At 66.0% G+C, this 18472-nt stretch carries 16 protein-coding genes; 2 read left to right on the forward strand and 14 right to left on the reverse strand.

Translation table 11 applies throughout. The features are described 5' to 3' along the window. Positions 1-36 precede the first annotated feature (36 nt). Together gltA and gltX are read right to left on the reverse strand one after the other, a co-directional pair. The gene (gene gltA, locus F8R15_RS13145; protein WP_078520131.1) at positions 37-1332 is read right to left on the reverse strand and encodes a citrate synthase; all 1296 of its coding nucleotides are present in this window, start codon (positions 1330-1332) and stop codon (positions 37-39) included. A gap of 79 nt (positions 1333-1411) precedes the next feature. Continuing rightward, a complete protein-coding gene (gltX, locus tag F8R15_RS13150) occupies positions 1412-2806 on the reverse strand; it encodes a glutamate--tRNA ligase (RefSeq protein ID WP_152844868.1) in 1395 nt (464 codons plus the stop codon). A 113-nt stretch (positions 2807-2919) separates the two neighbouring features. Here gltX and F8R15_RS13155 point away from each other — a divergent pair, with 113 nt between their 5' ends. After that, positions 2920-5043 (forward strand): ComEC/Rec2 family competence protein, encoded by a 2124-nt coding sequence (locus F8R15_RS13155; protein WP_152844869.1) that lies wholly within the window; start codon positions 2920-2922, stop codon positions 5041-5043. Between the two features lie 108 nt (positions 5044-5151). Here the strand turns inward: F8R15_RS13155 and lexA are convergent, their stop codons facing one another. The 6 genes from lexA to F8R15_RS13185 form a co-directional block, all read right to left on the reverse strand. Further along, on the reverse strand, positions 5152-5868 hold the full coding sequence (gene lexA, locus F8R15_RS13160; RefSeq protein WP_078547774.1) for a transcriptional repressor LexA: 717 nt from the start codon (positions 5866-5868) through the stop codon (positions 5152-5154). Positions 5869-5959: 91 nt separating this feature from the next. Continuing rightward, a complete protein-coding gene (gene glp, locus F8R15_RS13165) occupies positions 5960-7144 on the reverse strand; it encodes a gephyrin-like molybdotransferase Glp (protein WP_152844998.1) in 1185 nt (394 codons plus the stop codon). A gap of 2 nt (positions 7145-7146) precedes the next feature. Continuing rightward, a complete protein-coding gene (gene moaC, locus F8R15_RS13170; protein ID WP_152844870.1) occupies positions 7147-7632 on the reverse strand; it encodes a cyclic pyranopterin monophosphate synthase MoaC in 486 nt (161 codons plus the stop codon). Continuing rightward, positions 7629-8426, reverse strand: coding sequence for an indole-3-glycerol phosphate synthase TrpC (gene trpC, locus F8R15_RS13175; RefSeq protein ID WP_152844871.1), 798 nt, complete (start codon positions 8424-8426; stop codon positions 7629-7631). Before trpC ends, moaC begins: the two co-directional genes overlap by 4 nt. After that, the gene (trpD, locus tag F8R15_RS13180) at positions 8423-9445 is read right to left on the reverse strand and encodes an anthranilate phosphoribosyltransferase (RefSeq protein ID WP_078542893.1); all 1023 of its coding nucleotides are present in this window, start codon (positions 9443-9445) and stop codon (positions 8423-8425) included. Before trpD ends, trpC begins: the two co-directional genes overlap by 4 nt. A gap of 8 nt (positions 9446-9453) precedes the next feature. Then, the gene (locus tag F8R15_RS13185; RefSeq protein WP_152844872.1) at positions 9454-10047 is read right to left on the reverse strand and encodes an aminodeoxychorismate/anthranilate synthase component II; all 594 of its coding nucleotides are present in this window, start codon (positions 10045-10047) and stop codon (positions 9454-9456) included. Between the two features lie 181 nt (positions 10048-10228). Between F8R15_RS13185 and F8R15_RS13190 the strand changes: the two genes are divergently transcribed. After that, positions 10229-12010, forward strand: coding sequence for a divergent polysaccharide deacetylase family protein (locus tag F8R15_RS13190; RefSeq protein ID WP_152844873.1), 1782 nt, complete (start codon positions 10229-10231; stop codon positions 12008-12010). Positions 12011-12046: 36 nt separating this feature from the next. Here F8R15_RS13190 and trpE read toward each other — a convergent pair whose 3' ends face one another. From trpE to F8R15_RS13220, 6 genes are all read right to left on the reverse strand, one after another. Beyond that, positions 12047-13558 (reverse strand): anthranilate synthase component I, encoded by a 1512-nt coding sequence (trpE, locus tag F8R15_RS13195; RefSeq protein WP_078542842.1) that lies wholly within the window; start codon positions 13556-13558, stop codon positions 12047-12049. Between the two features lie 11 nt (positions 13559-13569). Further along, positions 13570-15411 carry a SurA N-terminal domain-containing protein gene (locus F8R15_RS13200; protein WP_152844874.1) on the reverse strand — a complete coding sequence of 614 codons (1842 nt, stop codon included), beginning with the start codon at positions 15409-15411 and terminating at the stop codon, positions 13570-13572. 65 nt (positions 15412-15476) lie between these two features. Further along, the gene (locus F8R15_RS13205) at positions 15477-16658 is read right to left on the reverse strand and encodes an aminotransferase (protein WP_152844875.1); all 1182 of its coding nucleotides are present in this window, start codon (positions 16656-16658) and stop codon (positions 15477-15479) included. A gap of 156 nt (positions 16659-16814) precedes the next feature. Then, entirely contained in the window at positions 16815-17333 is a 519-nt protein-coding gene (locus F8R15_RS13210; RefSeq protein WP_078547759.1) for a DUF2127 domain-containing protein, read from the reverse strand. Between the two features lie 3 nt (positions 17334-17336). After that, the gene (gpt, locus tag F8R15_RS13215; protein WP_075775650.1) at positions 17337-17843 is read right to left on the reverse strand and encodes a xanthine phosphoribosyltransferase; all 507 of its coding nucleotides are present in this window, start codon (positions 17841-17843) and stop codon (positions 17337-17339) included. An 11-nt stretch (positions 17844-17854) separates the two neighbouring features. After that, a complete protein-coding gene (locus F8R15_RS13220; protein ID WP_078547756.1) occupies positions 17855-18472 on the reverse strand; it encodes a LysE family translocator in 618 nt (205 codons plus the stop codon).

The raw sequence follows: 18472 nt of genomic DNA on the forward strand, positions 1-18472 counted from the left end.
GGTCTCCCCTCCGGCCCGCAATGACTTGGCTTACGCTCAGCGCTTGGCGATATCGACGTAATCGCGATAGGTCGCGCCGGTGTAAAGCTGACGCGGGCGACCGATCTTGCCGGTCGGATCCTCGATCATCTCTTTCCACTGCGAGATCCAGCCGACGGTACGCGAGAGCGCGAAGATCGGGGTGAACATCGAGGTCGGGAAGCCCATCGCCTCGAGGATGATGCCCGAGTAGAAGTCGACATTCGGATAGAGCTTCTTGGAGACGAAATAGTCGTCCTCCAGAGCGATCTTCTCGAGTTCCTTGGCGACCTGAAGGGTCTCGTTGTCGTGGATGCCGAGCAGGTCGAGCACCTCGTCCGCCGATTCCTTCATGACCTTCGCGCGCGGGTCGAAGTTTTTGTAGACGCGGTGACCGAAGCCCATCAGGCGGAAGGGATCATCCTTGTCCTTGGCGCGCTTGATGTATTCCGGAATCTGATCGACGGTGCCGATTTCGCGCAGCATCTCGAGGCAGGCCTGGTTTGCGCCGCCGTGGGCGGGGCCCCAGAGGCAGGCGATACCGGCTGCGATACAGGCGAACGGGTTCGCGCCCGAGGAGCCCGCCAGACGCACGGTCGAGGTCGAGGCGTTCTGCTCGTGATCGGCGTGGAGCGTGAAGATACGGTCCATCGCCTTCGCGAGCGCCGGCTCGATCTTGTAATCTTCGGCCGGGACCGAGAAGCACATATGCAGGAAGTTCTCGGCGTAGCTCAGCTCGTTCTTCGGATAGACGAAGGGCTGACCGATCGAATACTTATAGGCCATCGCGGCGATCGTCGGCAGCTTCGCGATCAGGCGGATCGAGGCGACTTCGCGCTGCCACGGGTCCGAGATGTCGAGGCTGTCGTGATAGAAGGCCGAGAGCGCGCCCACGACGCCGACCATGGTCGCCATCGGGTGGCTGTCACGGCGGAAGCCCTGGAAGAACTGCTTCATCTGCTCGTGGATCATCGTGTGACGGGTCACGCGATACTCGAAATCTTCCATCTGCTGCTTGCTCGGCAGTTCCCCGTAGAGAAGCAGGTAGCACACTTCGAGATAGTGCGATTCCGAGGCGAGCTGGTCGATCGGGTAGCCGCGATACAGAAGCTCGCCCTTGCCACCATCGATAAAGGTGATCTTGGACTCGCAGGCTGCGGTCGAGGTGAAGCCCGGATCGTAGGTGAAGACGTCGGCTTGACCGTAGAGCTTGCGGATATCGAGCACGTCGGGACCAGCCGAGGGCGAGAGCACGGGAAGCTCATAGGTTTGTCCGTCAAGCGAGAGCGTGGCGGTCTTCGAGTTGTCTGCCATGTAAATTCCCTTTCATCCTCCGGCTGGGCCGCGCCGGTCTATCGCGTCCGGACAGGCGTCCGGAGAGGGCGGCCAGGCCTCAGGCCGCCTGATCGTCGAGTCGTGCCAGAGTTTCCTCTTGGCCCAAAACGAGCATCATATCGAATACGCTGGGGGTAGCCGCTCGCCCCGCCAAGGCCGCCCGCATCGGAGCAGCGACCTTCCCAAGGCCCAGTCCGTGCGCTTCGGCAACCTGTCCGACGGCGGCTTCCAGGTCTTCCCGCGACCAATTAGCGCGTTGCAGCGCAAAGGTCAATTCACTCAGTATACCACGGGATACATCATCGAGCGCCTTGGCCGCTTTCTCTTCGATCTCGATCGGGCGATGCGTCAGCGAGAAATGCGCCTTTTCAAGGAGTTGCGGCAACAACTTCGCCGAGCCCTTCACGACGGGAAGCGTGCGCATAAGCGCAGATTTCTGTGCGTCACCCAGCGGCGGTTTTTCTGCAGCTGCGAGATAACCCTCGATTTCGCGCAGCAATTCGGCCTCATCGGTGATCGCGATATGCTGGCCGCAGATATTTTCGAGCTTCTTGAAGTCGAGCCGCGCCGGCGCCTTGTTGATGCCGGTGATGTCGAACCATTCCTTCGCCTGATCGTCGGTGAAGAATTCGTCGTCGCCGTGGCTCCAGCCGAGCCGCGCGAGGTAGTTGCGCATGCCCGTCGCCGGGTAGCCCATGGCCTGATATTGCTCGAGACCGACCGCGCCGTGACGCTTCGACAGCTTCTTGCCGTCGGGGCCGTGGATCAACGGGATATGCGCGAAGGTGGGCACGTCCCAGCCCATCGCGCGATAGACCAGCATCTGCCGCGCGGCATTGACGAGATGGTCGTCCCCGCGGATCACATGGGTCACGCCCATATCATGGTCATCGACGACAACGGCCAGCATGTAGGTCGGTGTGCCATCAGAACGTAAACAAATCATGTCATCGAGCTGATCGTTGCGGATCGTTACCTCACCCTGCACGGCGTCGGTGATCACCGTCGTGCCCTCGCGAGGCGCTTTCAGGCGGATCACGTAGGGCGCATCCGGATGCGTCGCGGGATCGGCATCGCGCCACGGCGAGGGGAACATCTGCCCCTTGTTCGCCGGATCCTCGCGGAAGGCCGCGATCTCTTCCTGCGTGGAGAAGCACTTATAGGCATGGCCTTTCGCCAGCATCTGATGGGCGACCTCGGCATGGCGGGCCGCGCCCGCAGCCTGGCTTACCACGTCGCCGTCATAATCGAGCCCCAGCCATTCGAGCCCCTGAAGGATCGCCGCCGTGGCCTCGGGGGTCGAGCGTTCGCGATCGGTATCCTCGATACGGAGCAGGAATTTGCCGCCGCGCCCACGGGCATAGAGCCAGTTGAACAGTGCCGTGCGCGCACCGCCGATATGCAGATAGCCGGTGGGCGAGGGGGCGAAACGGGTGACAATCTGGTCGGACATGTCGGGACCTTTCTTCGCGGGCTCTTACCGGCCCGCGTTAACCTATCGGAAACCATCAAGCGCATAGGCTTTCTCGGCTCGATGCATAAGCAGGGACGGGGCCGAGGACAAGCATGGCGATCAATGCCGAACCGGGCGACTGGGCGCAGCCCGAGGGCGCGACCGGTGCGGAGCGCACTCCGCGTGTGATCGCGGGGCTCTTCGGGGGGCTCTCCGATCCGCTGGGCGCGCTGGCGCGGGCGCGCGCGCAGCTTTTCCTGTGGATGCCAGTGGCGCTCGGCGTCGGGGTTGGCGCGTATTTCTCCCTCGGGTTCGAGCCGGGATGGCCTATCTACCTGAGCACGCTCGTGATCTGCGCGCTCTCGCTGACGCTTTGGCTGCGCGGCGCGGCATGGCTTCGGCTGCCCGCGGCGCTGATCGCCCTCGCGTCTTTGGGGTTGCTGCTCGCAGGGCTGCGCGCCCATCTCGTCGCGGCGCCGGTGCTGCAGTATCGCTATTACGGCCCTGTCAGCGGGCGGATCGTGAAGATCGACCGCGCGCGCTCCGACCTGATCCGGCTGACGCTGGACCGGGTGCGGATCGACCGAATTCCGCCCGCCAAGACCCCGGCGCGGGTGCGCGTGACGCTGCACGGCGATCAAAGTCAGTTCAGCCCCGAGCCCGGCACGCAGGTCATGCTCACGGCGAATCTCTCGCCCCCGCCGCCGCCAGCGGCCCCAAGGGATTACGATTTTCGCCGCACCGCTTGGTTCGATCGCCTCGGCGCGATCGGTTATACCCGCGCGCCGGTGCTGCGCATTGCGCCGCCCGATCCCGGCGACTGGGCGATGGCGGCGCATCGTGCGCGGATGCGGCTCTCGGCGGCGATCCAGTCGCGGATCGCGGGACAGCCCGGCGCGGTCGCCGCGGCGCTGATGACGGGCGACCGCTCGGGGTTGAGCGAGGCCACGCGCGAGGTGATGCGCCGCTCCAGCCTCGCCCATCTGATCGCGATTTCCGGGCTGCATATGGGAATGCTGGCGGGCTTCGTCTTCGGTCTGGTGCGCTACGGTCTGGCGCTGGCGGGGCGCCCCGCCCTGATCTGGCCTACGAAGAAGCTGGCCGCCATTGCGGCGCTGGTTGCGGCCAGCGCCTATCTCTGGCTCGCGGGGCCTGCGGTCTCGACCCAGCGCGCGTGGATCATGGTGTCGATCATGCTTCTCGCGGTGCTCTTCGACCGGCGCGCGCTGAGCCTGCGCACGGTCGCGCTCGCCGCCACGCTCCTCATGATCTGGCAGCCCGAGAGCCTGACCGAGCCCGGCTTCCAGATGTCCTTCGCCGCGACCACTGCGCTGATCGTGGCGCTGGGTCCGTGGACCCGCGCGGCGCGCCATCTGCCGCGCCTGCTGCGCCCGGTCCTGATGCTGGTCGCGACCTCTCTGATCGCAGGCGCGGCCACCGCACCGATCGTGGCCGCGCAGTTTCACAGGCTCTCGGAATACGGGGTGCTGGCCAACCTCTTCGCGGTGCCCGCAATGGGGCTCGTGGTCATGCCGATGGGCGTGCTCGCAGCACTGCTCGCGCCCCTCGGCCTCGCTGGGCCCGCGCTTTGGTCGATGGGGCAGGGCACGGCGTGGATCTTGCGCGTGGCGGAGTGGGTGAGCGACCTCGACGGCTCGGTTCTCGCGATCGTCCAGCCGGGGCCGTGGGTGATCCCTTTGATTGCGCTTGGCGCGCTGGGGGTGATCCTGACGCGCGGGGCCGGGCGCAGTGCGAGCGTCGGTCTGATCCTTCTGGGCGGCGCCCTTTGGCTGCGCGCCGGGGCGGAGCGTCCGGCGCTACTGATCGCGCCCGAGGCGCAGCAGGTCGGTCTGATGACCTCGCAAGGCCGGGCGCTGTCGAAACCGGGCGCGGGGTTCATCTCCGAGCGCTGGCTGGCGGCGGATGGCGATCCGGCTTCGCTGGAAGAGGCTGCCGCACGCCTCGGCTTCTCTGGGCCGCGCGGCGCGCGGATTGCGCAGTTTAGACGCGCGCCGCTCACCCATCTCACGGGAAAATCGGCAAAAGAGGTCCTGCCTGCGATTTGCGCGAAGGGCGGCATTGTCGTGATTTCCACCGGGGTCGAAACCCCCACGGGCCCCTGCGATCTATGGGACGCCGCGCGCCTGCGCGAGACTGGTGCGGTCGCGATCAGCGCCAAGGGCGAGGTTACGACGACCGCGCAAATCAAAGGCCGCCGCCTCTGGACGCGCCCCTGACCTTCGCTCTTTCCAAATATCCCCGCCGGAGGCTCCAGCCCACGCAACCGGCGCGATAAACGAAAAGAGCGTCCCACAGGACGCTCTTTCCCAGGAATTCACCAAATCTCAGTAGCTGCGGATCAGCCCGACGAGCCGCCCCTGCACCTTCACCTGATCGTCGCGCAGCAGCCGCGTCTCATAGGCCGGGTTCGCAGCTTCCAGCGCGATCATCCCGCTGCGCCGGTAGAAGCGTTTCAGCGTCGCCTCATGCCCCTCGACCAGCGCGACCACGATATCGCCATTGTCGGCGGTGCCCTGTTCTCGGATCACCACGACATCGCCGTCGTTGATGCCGGCTTCGATCATCGAGTCGCCTTTGACCTCGAGCGCGTAATGCTCCCCACGACCGCTCAGCATCGAGCCGGGGACGGCGACGTGATGCGACACTTCCGAGATCGCCTCGATCGGGACACCGGCGGCGATCCGGCCCATCACAGGCAGTTCCAGCGCGTGGATCACGTCAACCGGCATCGCGCCGCGCGGCGGGTCGGTCTTGTCGCCCTCGATCACCTGCGGCGCGAAGCTGCCAGCGCTGTCGCCTGCGGGGGCGCCGAATTTCTTCTCCAGAGCCTCGGGCAGTTTCACGATCTCGATCGCGCGGGCCCGATGAGCGAGGCGGCGGATGAAGCCACGTTCTTCCAGAGCGGTAATCAAACGGTGGATGCCGGATTTCGAGCGCAGGTCCAGCGCGTCCTTCATCTCGTCGAAAGAGGGTGGAACACCGTCCTTCATCATCCGTTTTTGAATGAATTCCAGCAATTCCAGCTGCTTGCGCGTCAGCATCCGCGACCCTCCGTTCCCCGGTCAAGGCACATGTTCAAGGATTGTTCTACCCTTGTTCACGGGGCCTGTCAACGCCCGAGGCGGGGGCGGCTCAGTCCAGCGGCAGGATCTCGACCGTCTCGCCTGCCTTGCGCGGCCCGTCGCCCAAGGGGCGGATCAACAGGCAATCGGCCTGCGACAGGAGGCTTAGCATCGCAGAATCCTGATTCTCGAAGGGCGTGACGCGGGGCAGGGGATCGCCGGGCGCGAGGGTGGCGCGCATGTAATGGGTGCGCGGGCCGGTCGGGCCGGTATCGGTCGCGAGGATCGCCTGCTGCACACGGTTTTCGGGCGGCAGACCCGCGAGCTTGCTCAGCATCGGGCGCAGGAACAGCTCGGCGCAGACCGTGGCCGAGACGGGGTTGCCCGGCAGGCCCAGCATCGCGGCCTCGCCGATCCGGCCCGCCATCAAGGGCTTTCCGGGGCGCATCGCGATCTTCCAGAAGCTGCGGTCGAGCCCCAGTTCTGCCGCCACTTCGCCCACCAGATCATGCGCACCGACCGAGGCGCCGCCCGAGGTCACCACCAGATCGGCCCCCTTCGCGAGGTCGAACACGGTGCGCAAGCTGTCGCGGTCGTCGCGCGCGATCGGTAGCATGCGGGCCTCGGCGCCCATGCGCTCGGCCAGTGCCGCGACGATGAAGCTGTTGGAGCAGATGATCTGGTCCGGTCCCGGCTCTTCGCCCGGCATCACTAGCTCGTCGCCGGTGGCGATGATCGCGACGATGGGGCGGCGGCGCACCGTGACGGCGGGCACGTTCATCGCGGCCAGCAGGCCCAGATCGCGCGCGGTCAGCGGGCGGTCGGGGCAGAAGCTCTCGCCCTGCGCGAAGTCCTGACCCTTGGGGCGGATATTGGCATTGCTGTCAAGTTCCTGCGGCAGGGTGATCGTGTCGCCTTCACGCGTCACGTTCTCCTGCAGAACGACCACGCCATTCGGGCCCGGCACCGGTGCGCCGGTGAAGATGCGCACGGCTTGGCCCGGAGTCGGCGTGCCGTCATAGGCGCGACCGGCGGCAGCCTCGCCCTCGACAGTGAGTGTCGCGCCGGGCAGGTGGTCGGCCACGTCGATCCAGTAGCCATCCATCGCCGAGCCCGAGAAGGGCGGCTGGGTCAGTTGCGCCGTGGCAGGCTCCGCCATCACGCGGCCAAGCGCATGGCGCAGGCTCACGCGCTCGGTGCCCAGCGGTTCGACCAGTGCCAGAACCTTCTCCAGCGCCTCTTCGACGGGCAACAGGCTCATGATGCGCTCCCTTCGGCCTCGTATTTGCCGGATTTCCCGCCGTCTTTCAGCACGACGCGGATACCTTCGATCTGCATGGATTTCTCGACCGCCTTGAGCATGTCATAGACCGTCAGCGCCGCCGCCGAGACCGCCGTCAGCGCCTCCATCTCGACGCCGGTCTGGCCCGAGGTCTTCACGGTGGCACGGATGCGCACGCCGGGCAGGGCCTCGTCGGGCTCCAGGTCCAGCGTGACCTTGGTGATCGGCAGCGGGTGGCAGAGCGGGATCAGGTCGGAGGTCTTCTTCGCGGCCATGATGCCCGCAATCCGTGCGATGCCCAGAACGTCCCCCTTCTTCGCAGTGCCCTTCAGGACATAATTCAGCGTCTCGGGCAGCATCACCACGCGCCCCTCGGCCACGGCGATGCGGTCGGTCACCTCCTTATCGGAGACGTCGACCATATGGGCCTGACCGTCCTTGTCGAAATGCGACAGGCTCATGCGACCTCCAGAAGCGTCCGGGTGGCGCCCGCGACATCGTCCTGCCGCATCAGGCTTTCGCCGATCAGGAAGCGGCGCGCGCCGACCTCGGCCATCGCGGCCATGTCGTCGCGGGTGAAGATGCCGCTCTCGCAGACCAGATCGCGGCCCTCGGCGAGGATGCTCGGTGCAAGCTCGCGGGTCACGTCGAGCGTAACCTCGAAGGTCTTCAGGTTGCGGTTGTTGACGCCCAGAAGCGGCGACTTCAGGTGTTTGAGCGCGCGCTCGGTCTCTTCCATGTCATGCACTTCGACGAGCACATCCATGCCCCAGCCGAAGGCCGCGTCTTCCAGCTCGGCGGCCAGATCATCCTCGACCGAAGCCATGATGATCAGGATGCAATCGGCGCCCCATGCGCGGGCTTCCGCGACCTGATAGGTGTCATAGAGGAAATCCTTTCGCAAAGCGGGCAGCGAGCAGGCCGCGCGCGCCGCCAACAGGAATTCCGGCGCGCCCTGGAAAGAGGGCGTATCGGTCAGCACCGACAGACAGGCAGCGCCACCGGCCTCATAGGCCTTGGCCAGCGCGGGCGGGTCGAAATCGGGGCGGATCAGCCCTTTCGAGGGCGAGGCCTTCTTGATCTCGGCGATCAGCCCGTAGCCCGTTTCCGCCTTCGCGGTCAGGGCGTTGGCAAAACCGCGCGTGGGCGCCTGCGCCTTGGCCTGAGCCTCAACTTCGTTCAGCGGGCGTGCGGCTTTGGCCGCTTTGATCTCTTCCAGCTTATAGGCTTTGATCTTGTCGAGGATCGTACTCATCCGGCGACCTCCTGCGTGATGCGGGCCAGCGTTTCCAGCGCGGTCTTCGCCTTCCCGCTGTCGATGCTCTCGGCGGCCATTTCCGCCCCGGATTTCAGATCCGCGACCTTGTCGGCAACGACGAGCGCGGCAGCCGCGTTGAAGATCACCGCGTCGCGATAGGCCGAAGCCTCGCCATCCATCAGCGCGCGCAGGGCGGTGGCGTTCTCGGCCGCCGTGCCGCCGACCAGATCCTTGAACTTGTGCACGGGCAGGCCCGCATCCTCGGGGTGGATCTGGATCGACTCGATGCGGCCATTTTCCAGCGCGGCGACTTCGGTCGTGCCGCAAATGGTGATCTCGTCGGTGCCGTCCGAGCCATGCACAAGCCATGCCTTCTCGGAGCCGAGCATCTGCAGCGTCTCGGCCATCGGGAAGATCAGGTCGGGCGCGAAAGCCCCGGTCAACTGCCGCTTCACGCCCGCGGGGTTGGTGAGCGGACCGAGGATGTTGAAGATGGTCTTGCAGCCCAGTTCCTGACGCACGGGCATGACGTGACGCATCGCAGGGTGGTGGATCTGCGCCATCATGAAACCGATCCCGGCCTCGGCCAGACCGCGCTCGGTCGCCTCGGGACCGGCCATCACGTCGATGCCCAGCTCGGATTGCACATCCGCCGTGCCCGATTTCGACGAGGCCGCGCGGTTGCCGTGTTTCGCGACCGGCACGCCCGCGCCCGCCACGACGAAGGCCGCAGCCGTCGAGATATTGAGCGTGTGCATCCCGTCGCCGCCGGTGCCCACGATATCCATCGCCCCTTCGGGGGCTTTGACCGGCACGCATTTCGCACGCATCGCGGCGGCGGCGGCGGCATATTCCGACACGGATTCCCCGCGCGCCCGCAGCGCCATCAGCAAACCGCCGACCTGTGCGGGCGAGGCCTCGCCCTCGAACAGCAGCTGGAATGCCATTTCGGCCTGCGCGCGGCTCAGCGGACCTTCCGACGCCGCGAAAATCAGCGGCTTCATCGCTTCGCTCATCGGTTGGCTCATGCGGACACCTTCAGGCTGACGCCTGCCTCTGTCAGGAAATTCTTCAGCATCGCGTGGCCATGCTCGGAGGCGATGGATTCCGGGTGGAATTGCACGCCCTCGATCGGCAGCTCGCGATGACGCAGGCCCATGATCGTGCCGTCGTCCAGCTCGGCGGTGATCTCGAGGCAGTCGGGCAGGCTCTCGCGCTCCACGATCAGCGAGTGGTAGCGCGTCGCTTTCAGCGGGGAGGGCAGGCCCTTGAAGCAGCCTTTGCCCTCGTGGCGGATCTCGCCCATCTTGCCGTGTACGATCTCGGAGGCGCGCACGACTTTCCCGCCAAAGGCCTGACCGATGGTCTGATGCCCCAGACAGACGCCGAACAGCGGCAGTTTCGCCTCGGCCGCGGCCATCACCAGCGGCAGGCAGATGCCCGCCTGATCGGGGTCGCAAGGCCCGGGCGACAGCACGATCGCCTCCGCGCCCATGCCCATCGCGTCTTGCACGTTCAGCGCGTCGTTACGCCAGACCTTCACATCGGCGCCCAGCTCGCCAAAATAGTGCACCAAATTATAGGTGAAGCTGTCATAATTATCGATGAGCAGCAGCATGGCCGGGCCCTTTCGTTTGTTGGCCCCCGGCGTCCCCCACGCATACAAGCGCCGATGCGCTCATCAAGGGGGGTGAACCGGGGATCGGGTCGGGCTATAGATGCTATCAGCGAAGGGCCGGGGTCAAGGGCAGTCCCCGGGAAAAGCCGCGCATCAAGAGCGGTGAAGATGGAGGCAGGCAATGATGCGATCTGTGATGAAGGGCGGACTGGCCGGTCTGCTGGTCGCGGTACTTGGTGCGGGCGTGATGTCGTTGATCTTCCCGGCGCCGAAAGAGCCCGGCGCAGAGATCAAGCTCGCCGGAAGCCCGACGCCCGAAGAACCGGCGAATGTGGACCTGCCTGCGGGCTCCGATTTCTCGCGCCCTGCGACCGATCGCACGCCCTCAATGCCGACGCCGGACGGGGCGCCGATTTCTGCGCCGACCAAGACGCCGCGCGTGTCCGAGCCGCAGCCGAGCCTCGCGCCGCCCAGTGCCGACGAAATCCAAAGCGCCGCGCGCCCCGAAATGGCGACCGACATGGCCGAACCGCGCCCCGAGGCGGACGGGGAGGCCGTGGCGCTCGCAGAGCCGGTCGCGCCGGAGGCAGGGGCCCAGCCCGACAGCGCGCCGCCTGCCGCTTTGCAAGGCGCGCCCGCGCCCGATGCCACGCCCGAGGTTGCCGCTGCGCCCGCGCCCGAAGCGCAGCCGCAGCAGACCGCTGAAACTGCGCCCGCAGCCGAGATGCCCGCGCTGCCCGACGTGACCCTGCAGCCGCCGAAAGCGTCCGAGCAAGCGACGCCGTCTGCGGATGAGGGCGAAACGACCGTCGCAGCGAATGAGATGCCCGCATTGCCCGAGGCCGAGATGACGCACCCAGAGGCGGCGCCCCAAGCGGCCCCGTCGCTCGGTGATATGCCCTCGCCCGATCAGTTGCCGCCCGAGGGCGAGGGGATCGACACCGCGCAGGCCGACAAACCCGAGATCTCGAACGACCCGACCGCAAGCCCGGACCTGCCCGCCGGCCGCGCTCTGCCGCAAGGCGGAGATGCAGCCCCGATCAAGCCGCGCATCTTCTCGTTGCAAGACGCCCCTTCGCTGCCGGGCAAACCAGTGGGCGGGTTCAAATCCGCGCCCGGTGTGGTGGTGGATCGCCTGCCGCAAGTGACGCCTTCGACCGCGCCGGCGCCGGGGGAGGGCCCTGACCCGCAGTCTGCGCAGGACATGCCCGAGGTCGCCGCGGTCGATGCGGCCGATCTGAACCCGATCCGGAAATTCGCAGCCCCCGCACCGATCAGCGACAAGCCGCAAATCTCGCTGGTGCTGATCGATCCGGGCGTGACGGCTGGCGGGCTCGACCCGGCGACGATCACGGCGAGCGATCTGCCGATGACCATCGCGATCGATCCGACCCGTGAAGGCGCTGCCGACGATGCGAAAGCCTTCCGCGCGGCAGGGTTCGAGGTCGCGATCCTTGCCGCCGGACTGCCCGCGAACGCCGCGCCCGAGGATGTCGAGGTGGCGCTGGAGGCCTGGCGTCACGTGATCCCCGAGGCGGTCGCCGTCGTGGAGCCGCCGCAGCCGCAATTCCAGAACAACCGCCCGCTCGCGCGCCAGATGATCTCGGCGCTCAGCCGCGGCGGGCTCGGGGTGGTGACGCAGAAGAAGGGCTTCGACAGCGCCAACCAGATCGCGACCTCGGCCGATCTGCCGCGCGCGCAGGTCTGGCGCGTGATCGATGACGGGCGCGAGAAGGCTGCCGTGATCTCGCGGATGCTGGCGCGCGCCGATTTCGAGGCGGAGCGTAACGGTTCGGTCGTGGTGATGCTCTCGGCCTGGCCGGAATCGGTTCAGGGCATCGAGGACTGGTATGTCGATGCGCAGAACAAAGTGACGCTGACCCCGGTGTCGGCACTGGCGCTCGACAGCGTGGCGGCTGGCACTCCGGACACCGAGCCGAAAATGGAAAACGCAGGCCAGTAAGCCCGCGTCCTCAAAGCTTGCGAAAAGGCGACTGCCTCAGCCGTTGCCGCGAGTGGCGACGAACAGCCCCGCATCCTCGGCCGCCTTGCGCAGCGCCTTGGACTTGTTGACCGTCTCCATCCATTCGGCCTCGGGGTCGCTATCGTAGACCACGCCGCCGCCCGCCTGAATGTAGAGCGTCTTGTCCTTCACCACGGCGGTGCGCAGCGCGATGCACATGTCCATCTCGCCATTGGCCGCGAAATAGCCCACGGCGCCGCCATAGATGCCGCGTTTCTCCGGCTCCAGCTCGTCGATGATCTCCATCGCGCGCACCTTGGGCGCGCCGGAGACAGTGCCTGCGGGCAGACCGGCCAGCAGCGCCGAGAGCGCGTCCTGGTCGTCGGCCAGCTCGCCCACGACGTTCGAGACGATATGCATGACGTGGCTGTAGCGCTCGATGATGAATTTCTCGGTCGGGTGTACCGAGCCGATCTTCGCGACGCGCCCCACATCGTTGCGGCCCAGATCGAGCAGCATCAGGTGCTCGGCCAGTTCCTTCTTGTCGGCCAGCAGGTCTTCTTCCAGCGCCTTGTCCTCGGCAGGGGTCGCCCCGCGCGGACGGGTGCCCGCGATCGGGCGGATCGTCACCTCGCCCTCGCGCACGCGCACGAGGATCTCGGGCGAAGCGCCGACGATCTGGAAGCCGCCGAAGTTCAAGAAGAACATGAAGGGGGAGGGGTTGGTGCGCCGCAGCGACCGATAGAGCGCGAAAGGCGGCAGCGGGAAATGCGCCGACCAGCGCTGTGCGGGAACCACCTGGAAGATGTCGCCTGCGCGGATGTAATCCTTCGCCTTCTCCACGGCGGACATGTAGCCCTCTTTGGTGAAGTTCGAATGCATCTCGCCGACCTGCAGGCTCTCGCCCAGATCGCGGCTCTCCACCGGGGTGCGGTCGAGATCGCGCAGCGCATCCGAGACGCGTTCGGCGGCCTGCGCATAGGCCGCGCGCGCGGACTTGCCCTCGGCTTGGAAGGCGGGCGCGCAGATGATCACGTCGCCCTTCACCCCGTCGAGTACGGCCACGACCGACGGGCGCAGCAGCATCGCGTCGGGCACGCCGAGCGGATCGGGGTTCACGTTCGGCAGCTTCTCGACCAGACGGATGGTGTCATAGCCGAGATAGCCGAACAGACCCGCCGCCGCAGCGGGCAGATCGTCGGGCATCTCGATGCGGCTTTCCGCGATCAGCGCGCGCAGGCTGTCGAACGGGTGGCCCGGAAGGTCTTCCCACGCCTCGTCGAAGCGCGCCGAGCGGTTGATCCGCGCCTGCTCGCCCCGGCATTCCCAGATCACGTCAGGCTTCATGCCGACGATCGAGTAGCGCCCGCGCACCTCGCCGCCAGTCACCGATTCCAGCATGAAGGAATTGGGCTGCGCCTCGGCGAGCTTGAGCATCAGCGAGACGGGCGTGTCCAGATCGGCCGCGAGCCGCGCGTAGACCAGCTGGTTTTCACCCTTGGCCCAGCGTTCCTCGAACGCCTCGAAAGAAGGGGAGAGAGCGACCACGGCGGGCCTCCTTACTGCATCTGCGACTGCACGGCGGTCACGGTCTGGTTGTCGAGATCGAGCCCGGCCTCCGACTCCACGGCGGTCGCGTAGAAATTGAGCAGGTCATTGGCCAGCGAGTTCGAAAGCTGCGTGCCGATCTGACCCGAGATCAGCTTGGTGTCGGCATCTTCCATATCCGCCGGGATGACCTTGTCGGTGACGAAGACATAGACCTTGCCGTTGGCGGTGATCTGCGCGGGTTTGCCCGGCTCGGTCTTGAAGACCTTCGAGATCACCGGTGGCGGCAGTTCGTCGGAATAGCCGCCCCGGCCGATGCTCGCGACCTTGGTGGTCAGCACGCCGGTCTCGCCCAGCGACTTGCCGCCCTCGACCGCCGAGACGATCTCCTTGGCGCGGTCCTCTTCGGCTTTCACCACCTGATCGGCGCGCCAGGCCGCTGCGACCTCGTCCTTCACATCGGCGAAGGGCTTGGGCTGGGGCGGCACGATCTTGTTGAGGCGCAACGCGAAGACGCCGCCATCCGAGAGCGTCTGCAGATCGGGATAGGCGTCGGTCGTGGCTTCGTCAGCCGCTTTGCGGAACTCGTCATAGCCCGCGATGCCATCGGTGCTGTCGGCGGTGTAGTCGATCTGGCCAAGCTCCATATCGGTTTCCTTGGCCATCTCTTCGAGCGTCGCGCCGCCTGCCAGACGGTCCTGCAGGTCTTCGCTCATCTTACCGATCTCGTTGCGCGCCTTCTCGGCTTCGGCATCGCCCGCGAGTTCGTCGCGCGCCTCGGCAAAGGAGGTTTCCTGCGCATCGATGATGCCGTTCACCTTGAACAGGGCCGGGCCCAGATCGGTCTCGACGGGGCCGACCACGCTGTTGTTCTCGGCCGAGAAGACCGGATCGGCAGCCTTGCCCAGATCGTCACGGGTCACATCGCCCAGATCGGCGTCGTCGAGCGACAGGCCGCGATCCTTGGCGAGATCGGCGAAGGTTGCGCCGCCATCCAGCTTGGCTTTCGCGGCCTTGGCCGCGTCCATGTCGGAGTAGACGAGACGCTCCACGAGGCGCTTCTCGGGCTGCTTGAACTCGTCGGCGCGGCGCTCGTATTCGGCCTTCAGCGTGGCGTCGTCGATCTTGACCTTGTCGGCCAGCATGTCCGGGGTCAGCCACGCATAGGTGATGTCGCGCGTCTGGGGCGCGGTGAACTGATCAATGTGGTCGTTGTAATAGGTCTGAAGCTGATCGTCGGTCGGGTCCGGGATCGCCTTGGTCAGATCGCTTTCGCTCACCTCGGCCCAGGTGAAGCCGCGCTTCTCGCTGACATATTTCGTATAGGCATCGACCACCGGCTTGGGCGCATCCACGCCCCCTGCGACCGCGCCCTGAATGATCGAGCGCGAGAGATCGTCGCGCAGCTGAGCCTCGAATTGCGGCTCGGTATAGCCCTGCTGGCGCAGCGCGAATTTATAGGTTTCGCGGTCGAACTTGCCCGAGGCGTTCTGAAACGCCTGAACGTCGTAGAGCTGCTTTTGCAACTGCTGGTCGCCCACCGACACGCCAAGACGCCGCGCGCCTTCGCCGATCGCGGCCTGACCGATCAGCTTGCCCAGCACCTGCTGGTCGACGCCGGAGGAGCGCATCTGCGCCATCGTGACCGGCTGGCCAAGCTGCTGGCTGCGCTGCTGCATCTCCTGACGCAGGGCGCGGGCGTAATCGTCGACGGTGATCTTGGTGTCGCCGACCGCGCCGACCGCTTTGGCCGAACCGGAGAAATTGCGTAGCCCGAAACCGCCGAGACCAAGGATCAGCATGGCCAGCAAGATCCAGACGACGACACTCTTGCCGTGGCTGCGCATCTTCATCGGGGTTCCTCCTCGGGCATTGTTTGTTGGGCGCTGTTTAGGGCTTTGATTACTTGCCTGCAAGGCTAGCCGCGCGCGAGGCCCGCCAGCCGGTCGCGAAGGGCCGCGATCCCGTCGGTATCGACATTGGCGAAGGCGATCCGCATCTGCTGCGCGGCCCCGTTTGCGCCTTGCGGCATGAACATCGTACCGGGCAGCATCAGCACGCCCGCCTCGCGCACCAGAGCCTGTGCGAAATCAGGAGAGGGGCGGGGATCGGGATGCGTCACATAGGCGAAATAGGCCCCGCAGCCGAGCATCTTCCAGCCTTCCAGATCGGCGAAGGCGGCCTCCATCGCCGCGCGCCGGCGCAGGATTTCCGCGCGCTCGCCTGCGACCCATTGCGACAGGTGCAGCATGCCCCAAAGCGCGGCCATCTGGCCCAGCTGCGAGGGGCAGATCGCCACCGTGTCGAGGAATTTCTCGACCTCGGCGAGGCGTGTCTCGCCCGCGACGATGGCGCCGACGCGGTGGCCCGTCAGGCGATAGGCTTTCGAGAAGGAATAGAGATGGATGAAATAGCGCGGCCAGTCGGGATCCGAGAACAGGTCATGCGGCGCGCCGCTACGCGAGTCGAAATCACGATAGGTCTCGTCCACGATCAGCGCGAGCTTGTGCCGCTTGGCCAGATCGGCGAAGGCGCGAAGCAGTTCGGCCGGATATTCCGCGCCGCCAGGATTGTTGGGCGAGACCAGCACGATCGCGCGTGTCTTGTCGGTGATCTTCGCGGCAGCCTCATCGGGGTCGGGCAGAAGCCCCGCGCCGGGCGCCAGCGGTACCGTCTGCACGCCCGCCATGTCGAGCCACATCTTGTGATTGAAATACCAAGGCGTCGGCAGGATCACCTCGTCGCCGGGACCTGCGAGCGTGGCCAGTGTCGCGCAAAACGCCTGATTGCAGCCTTGGGTGATCGCGACCTGACGCGCTGCGATCTCGCCGCCATAGGCCAGCGACCATTGATGCGCGAGTTCGGCACGCAGATCGGGCAGGCCCAGAACGGGGCCGTAAAGATGCGCCTGCGGATCGTTCAGCGCGGCCTCTGCGATCGCCTGACGCAACGCCTCGGGCGGCGGATCGACGGGGGCCGCCTGAGAGACATTGATCAACGGGCGATCGGCAGTGAACTCGACCCCGTCAAGCCAGCGCCGCGCCTCCATGACCGGGGGCGGGAAGGTTGCGGCGAGCGCGGGGTTGAGCGGATGGGGCATGAAGGTCCTCTTGGCTGATCGGCGCGAGATCAGCAGAGCGTCGCGCGCTTGGCAAGAGGCGGGAGCCTCCGGCGAGGATATTTGGATCGAGAAGAAGAGGTTTGCGCTTCCTCTTGGCGGAACTATCCCGGGCAGGCGAAGGGAGGCAGCGCCCCCTTAGCTGCGTCTCTCACGGTGGTTGCGCCACGCGAAGTTGTGCCGCACGTACCATTCGCGCAGGGTCAGTGCGATCACCACGAGATCCAGCACCGTCAGCGCCAGCATGCCTGCGCCATGGTTCAGGCTGTAGAGATACATCTGGTAGGCCACGAAGCCCGTCATCATCACGATCGCCATCGGATAGGCCCAGATCAGCCCGCGGATCAGCAGCAGCACGACGACAAGTTTTAGCAAGCCGTGGCTGGTGAAATAGAAGCCGTAGAAATCCTGCGTCTGAATCGAGAAGTGGTGGGCCGCGTTCAGGAATGCATTGGCGATCCGGTCATTGGGATCCTCGCGCAGCTCGCGCGCAGTCAGCCAATGCGCTGCATCGAACAGCGCATTCTTCGGCAGGCCGAGCAGCGCGAGGCCAGACAGCGTTTCCGCAATCTCGAAGATTGCCTTGATGATCAGGCTGACCTCGAAGAGCCAGTGCAGGAACCGACCCAGAGGGGTTCCGGGGGCGCCGAATTTCACCGATCAGTCCGTGCCGCGATACGGCTGCACATATTGCAGCGCCATGTCCCAGGGGAAGAAGATCCAGGTGTCCTGGCTGACCTCGGTGATGAAGGTGTCGACCAGCGGCGCGCCCATCGGCTTGGCGTAGACGGTGGCGAATTGCGCTTTCGGGAAAAGGTCGCGCACCAGCTTCAGCGTGTTGCCGGTATCGACGAGGTCGTCGACGATCAGCACGCCTTCGCCGCCGTTTTCCATCAGGCTCTCTTGCGTCGGCTTGATGACCTGCGCTTCGCGTTGTTCCTGATGGTTGTAGCTTTTGACCGAGATCGTATCGACCGTGCGGATGTCGAGTTCGCGTGCGACAATTGCCGCCGGAACGAGGCCGCCACGAGTGATGCCCACCACGGCGCGCCAGCTGCCGTCGCCCGGGCCCTTGCCGTCGAGGCGCCATGCGAGCGCGCGCGCATCGCGGTGGATCTGGTCCCAGCTGACATGGAAGCCTTTTTCATGCGGCAGACGATCGGACATCGGGGGTCTCCTCAGCTCAGAGCGAGTTTCAGACCGAGCAGCGCCAGCAGGCCGCCAAAGCAGCGCTCGATCACGGTTTTCAGGTTCAGATAGGCCGCGCGCGTTTTCTCGAGCGAGAAGATTCGCGCGACGATGACGTTCCATCCCGCGTCGTTGAACATCACGATGCCGAGGATCGCGACATAGGCCCAGGCGGGCGCGGAGGGCGGGATGAAGGTCAGGAAGACGGTGCCGAAGAACACGGCGGGTTTGGGGTTGGCGAGCTGGGTCGAGACGCCGAGCCAGATCAGCCGGGGAATGGATCGGGTGCGCGGCAGGTCGGGGATTTCTTCATCCATCGGATCGCCCGCATGGCGCCACATCTTATAGGCGAGCCAGAGCAGATAGGCCGCGCCCGCGATCTTGAGCGTGGTCAGCAGGGCAGGGGCGACCTTGAAGACGAGAGCGAGGCCGAACAGCGCCGCCGCCGCCCAGATCACCGCGCCCAGGCCGATGCCGAGCGCGAGCCAGATGCCGCGTCCGAAGCCTTCACGCAGACCCGTGCGCGCAGCCAGAAGCACCGCTGGCCCCGGCGACATCGCCGCGGCCAGATGCACGAAATAGATCGCGGTGAGGGCCGCGAGGGTCAT

Origin of the sequence: Thioclava sp. JE_KL1 (assembly GCF_009296265.1) — a bacterium.
Taxonomy (GTDB): Bacteria; Pseudomonadota; Alphaproteobacteria; order Rhodobacterales; family Rhodobacteraceae; genus Thioclava.

What these genes read in the sequence shown, in the direction of transcription:
- F8R15_RS13185 (WP_152844872.1), bottom strand. Translation starts at nt 10,047, where the DNA reads ATGCTGCTGCTCATCGATAATTATGACAGCTTCACCTATAATTTGGTG.
- lexA (WP_078547774.1), bottom strand. Translation starts at nt 5,868, where the DNA reads ATGCTGACGCGCAAGCAGCTGGAATTGCTGGAATTCATTCAAAAACGG.
- F8R15_RS13190 (WP_152844873.1), top strand. Translation starts at nt 10,229, where the DNA reads ATGATGCGATCTGTGATGAAGGGCGGACTGGCCGGTCTGCTGGTCGCG.
- gltA (WP_078520131.1), bottom strand. Translation starts at nt 1,332, where the DNA reads ATGGCAGACAACTCGAAGACCGCCACGCTCTCGCTTGACGGACAAACC.
- gpt (WP_075775650.1), bottom strand. Translation starts at nt 17,843, where the DNA reads ATGTCCGATCGTCTGCCGCATGAAAAAGGCTTCCATGTCAGCTGGGAC.
- F8R15_RS13205 (WP_152844875.1), bottom strand. Translation starts at nt 16,658, where the DNA reads ATGCCCCATCCGCTCAACCCCGCGCTCGCCGCAACCTTCCCGCCCCCG.
- F8R15_RS13155 (WP_152844869.1), top strand. Translation starts at nt 2,920, where the DNA reads ATGGCGATCAATGCCGAACCGGGCGACTGGGCGCAGCCCGAGGGCGCG.
- trpD (WP_078542893.1), bottom strand. Translation starts at nt 9,445, where the DNA reads ATGAGCGAAGCGATGAAGCCGCTGATTTTCGCGGCGTCGGAAGGTCCG.
- moaC (WP_152844870.1), bottom strand. Translation starts at nt 7,632, where the DNA reads ATGAGCCTGTCGCATTTCGACAAGGACGGTCAGGCCCATATGGTCGAC.
- trpC (WP_152844871.1), bottom strand. Translation starts at nt 8,426, where the DNA reads ATGAGTACGATCCTCGACAAGATCAAAGCCTATAAGCTGGAAGAGATC.
- F8R15_RS13200 (WP_152844874.1), bottom strand. Translation starts at nt 15,411, where the DNA reads ATGAAGATGCGCAGCCACGGCAAGAGTGTCGTCGTCTGGATCTTGCTG.
- F8R15_RS13220 (WP_078547756.1), bottom strand. Translation starts at nt 18,472, where the DNA reads ATGACCCTCGCGGCCCTCACCGCGATCTATTTCGTGCATCTGGCCGCG.
- gltX (WP_152844868.1), bottom strand. Translation starts at nt 2,806, where the DNA reads ATGTCCGACCAGATTGTCACCCGTTTCGCCCCCTCGCCCACCGGCTAT.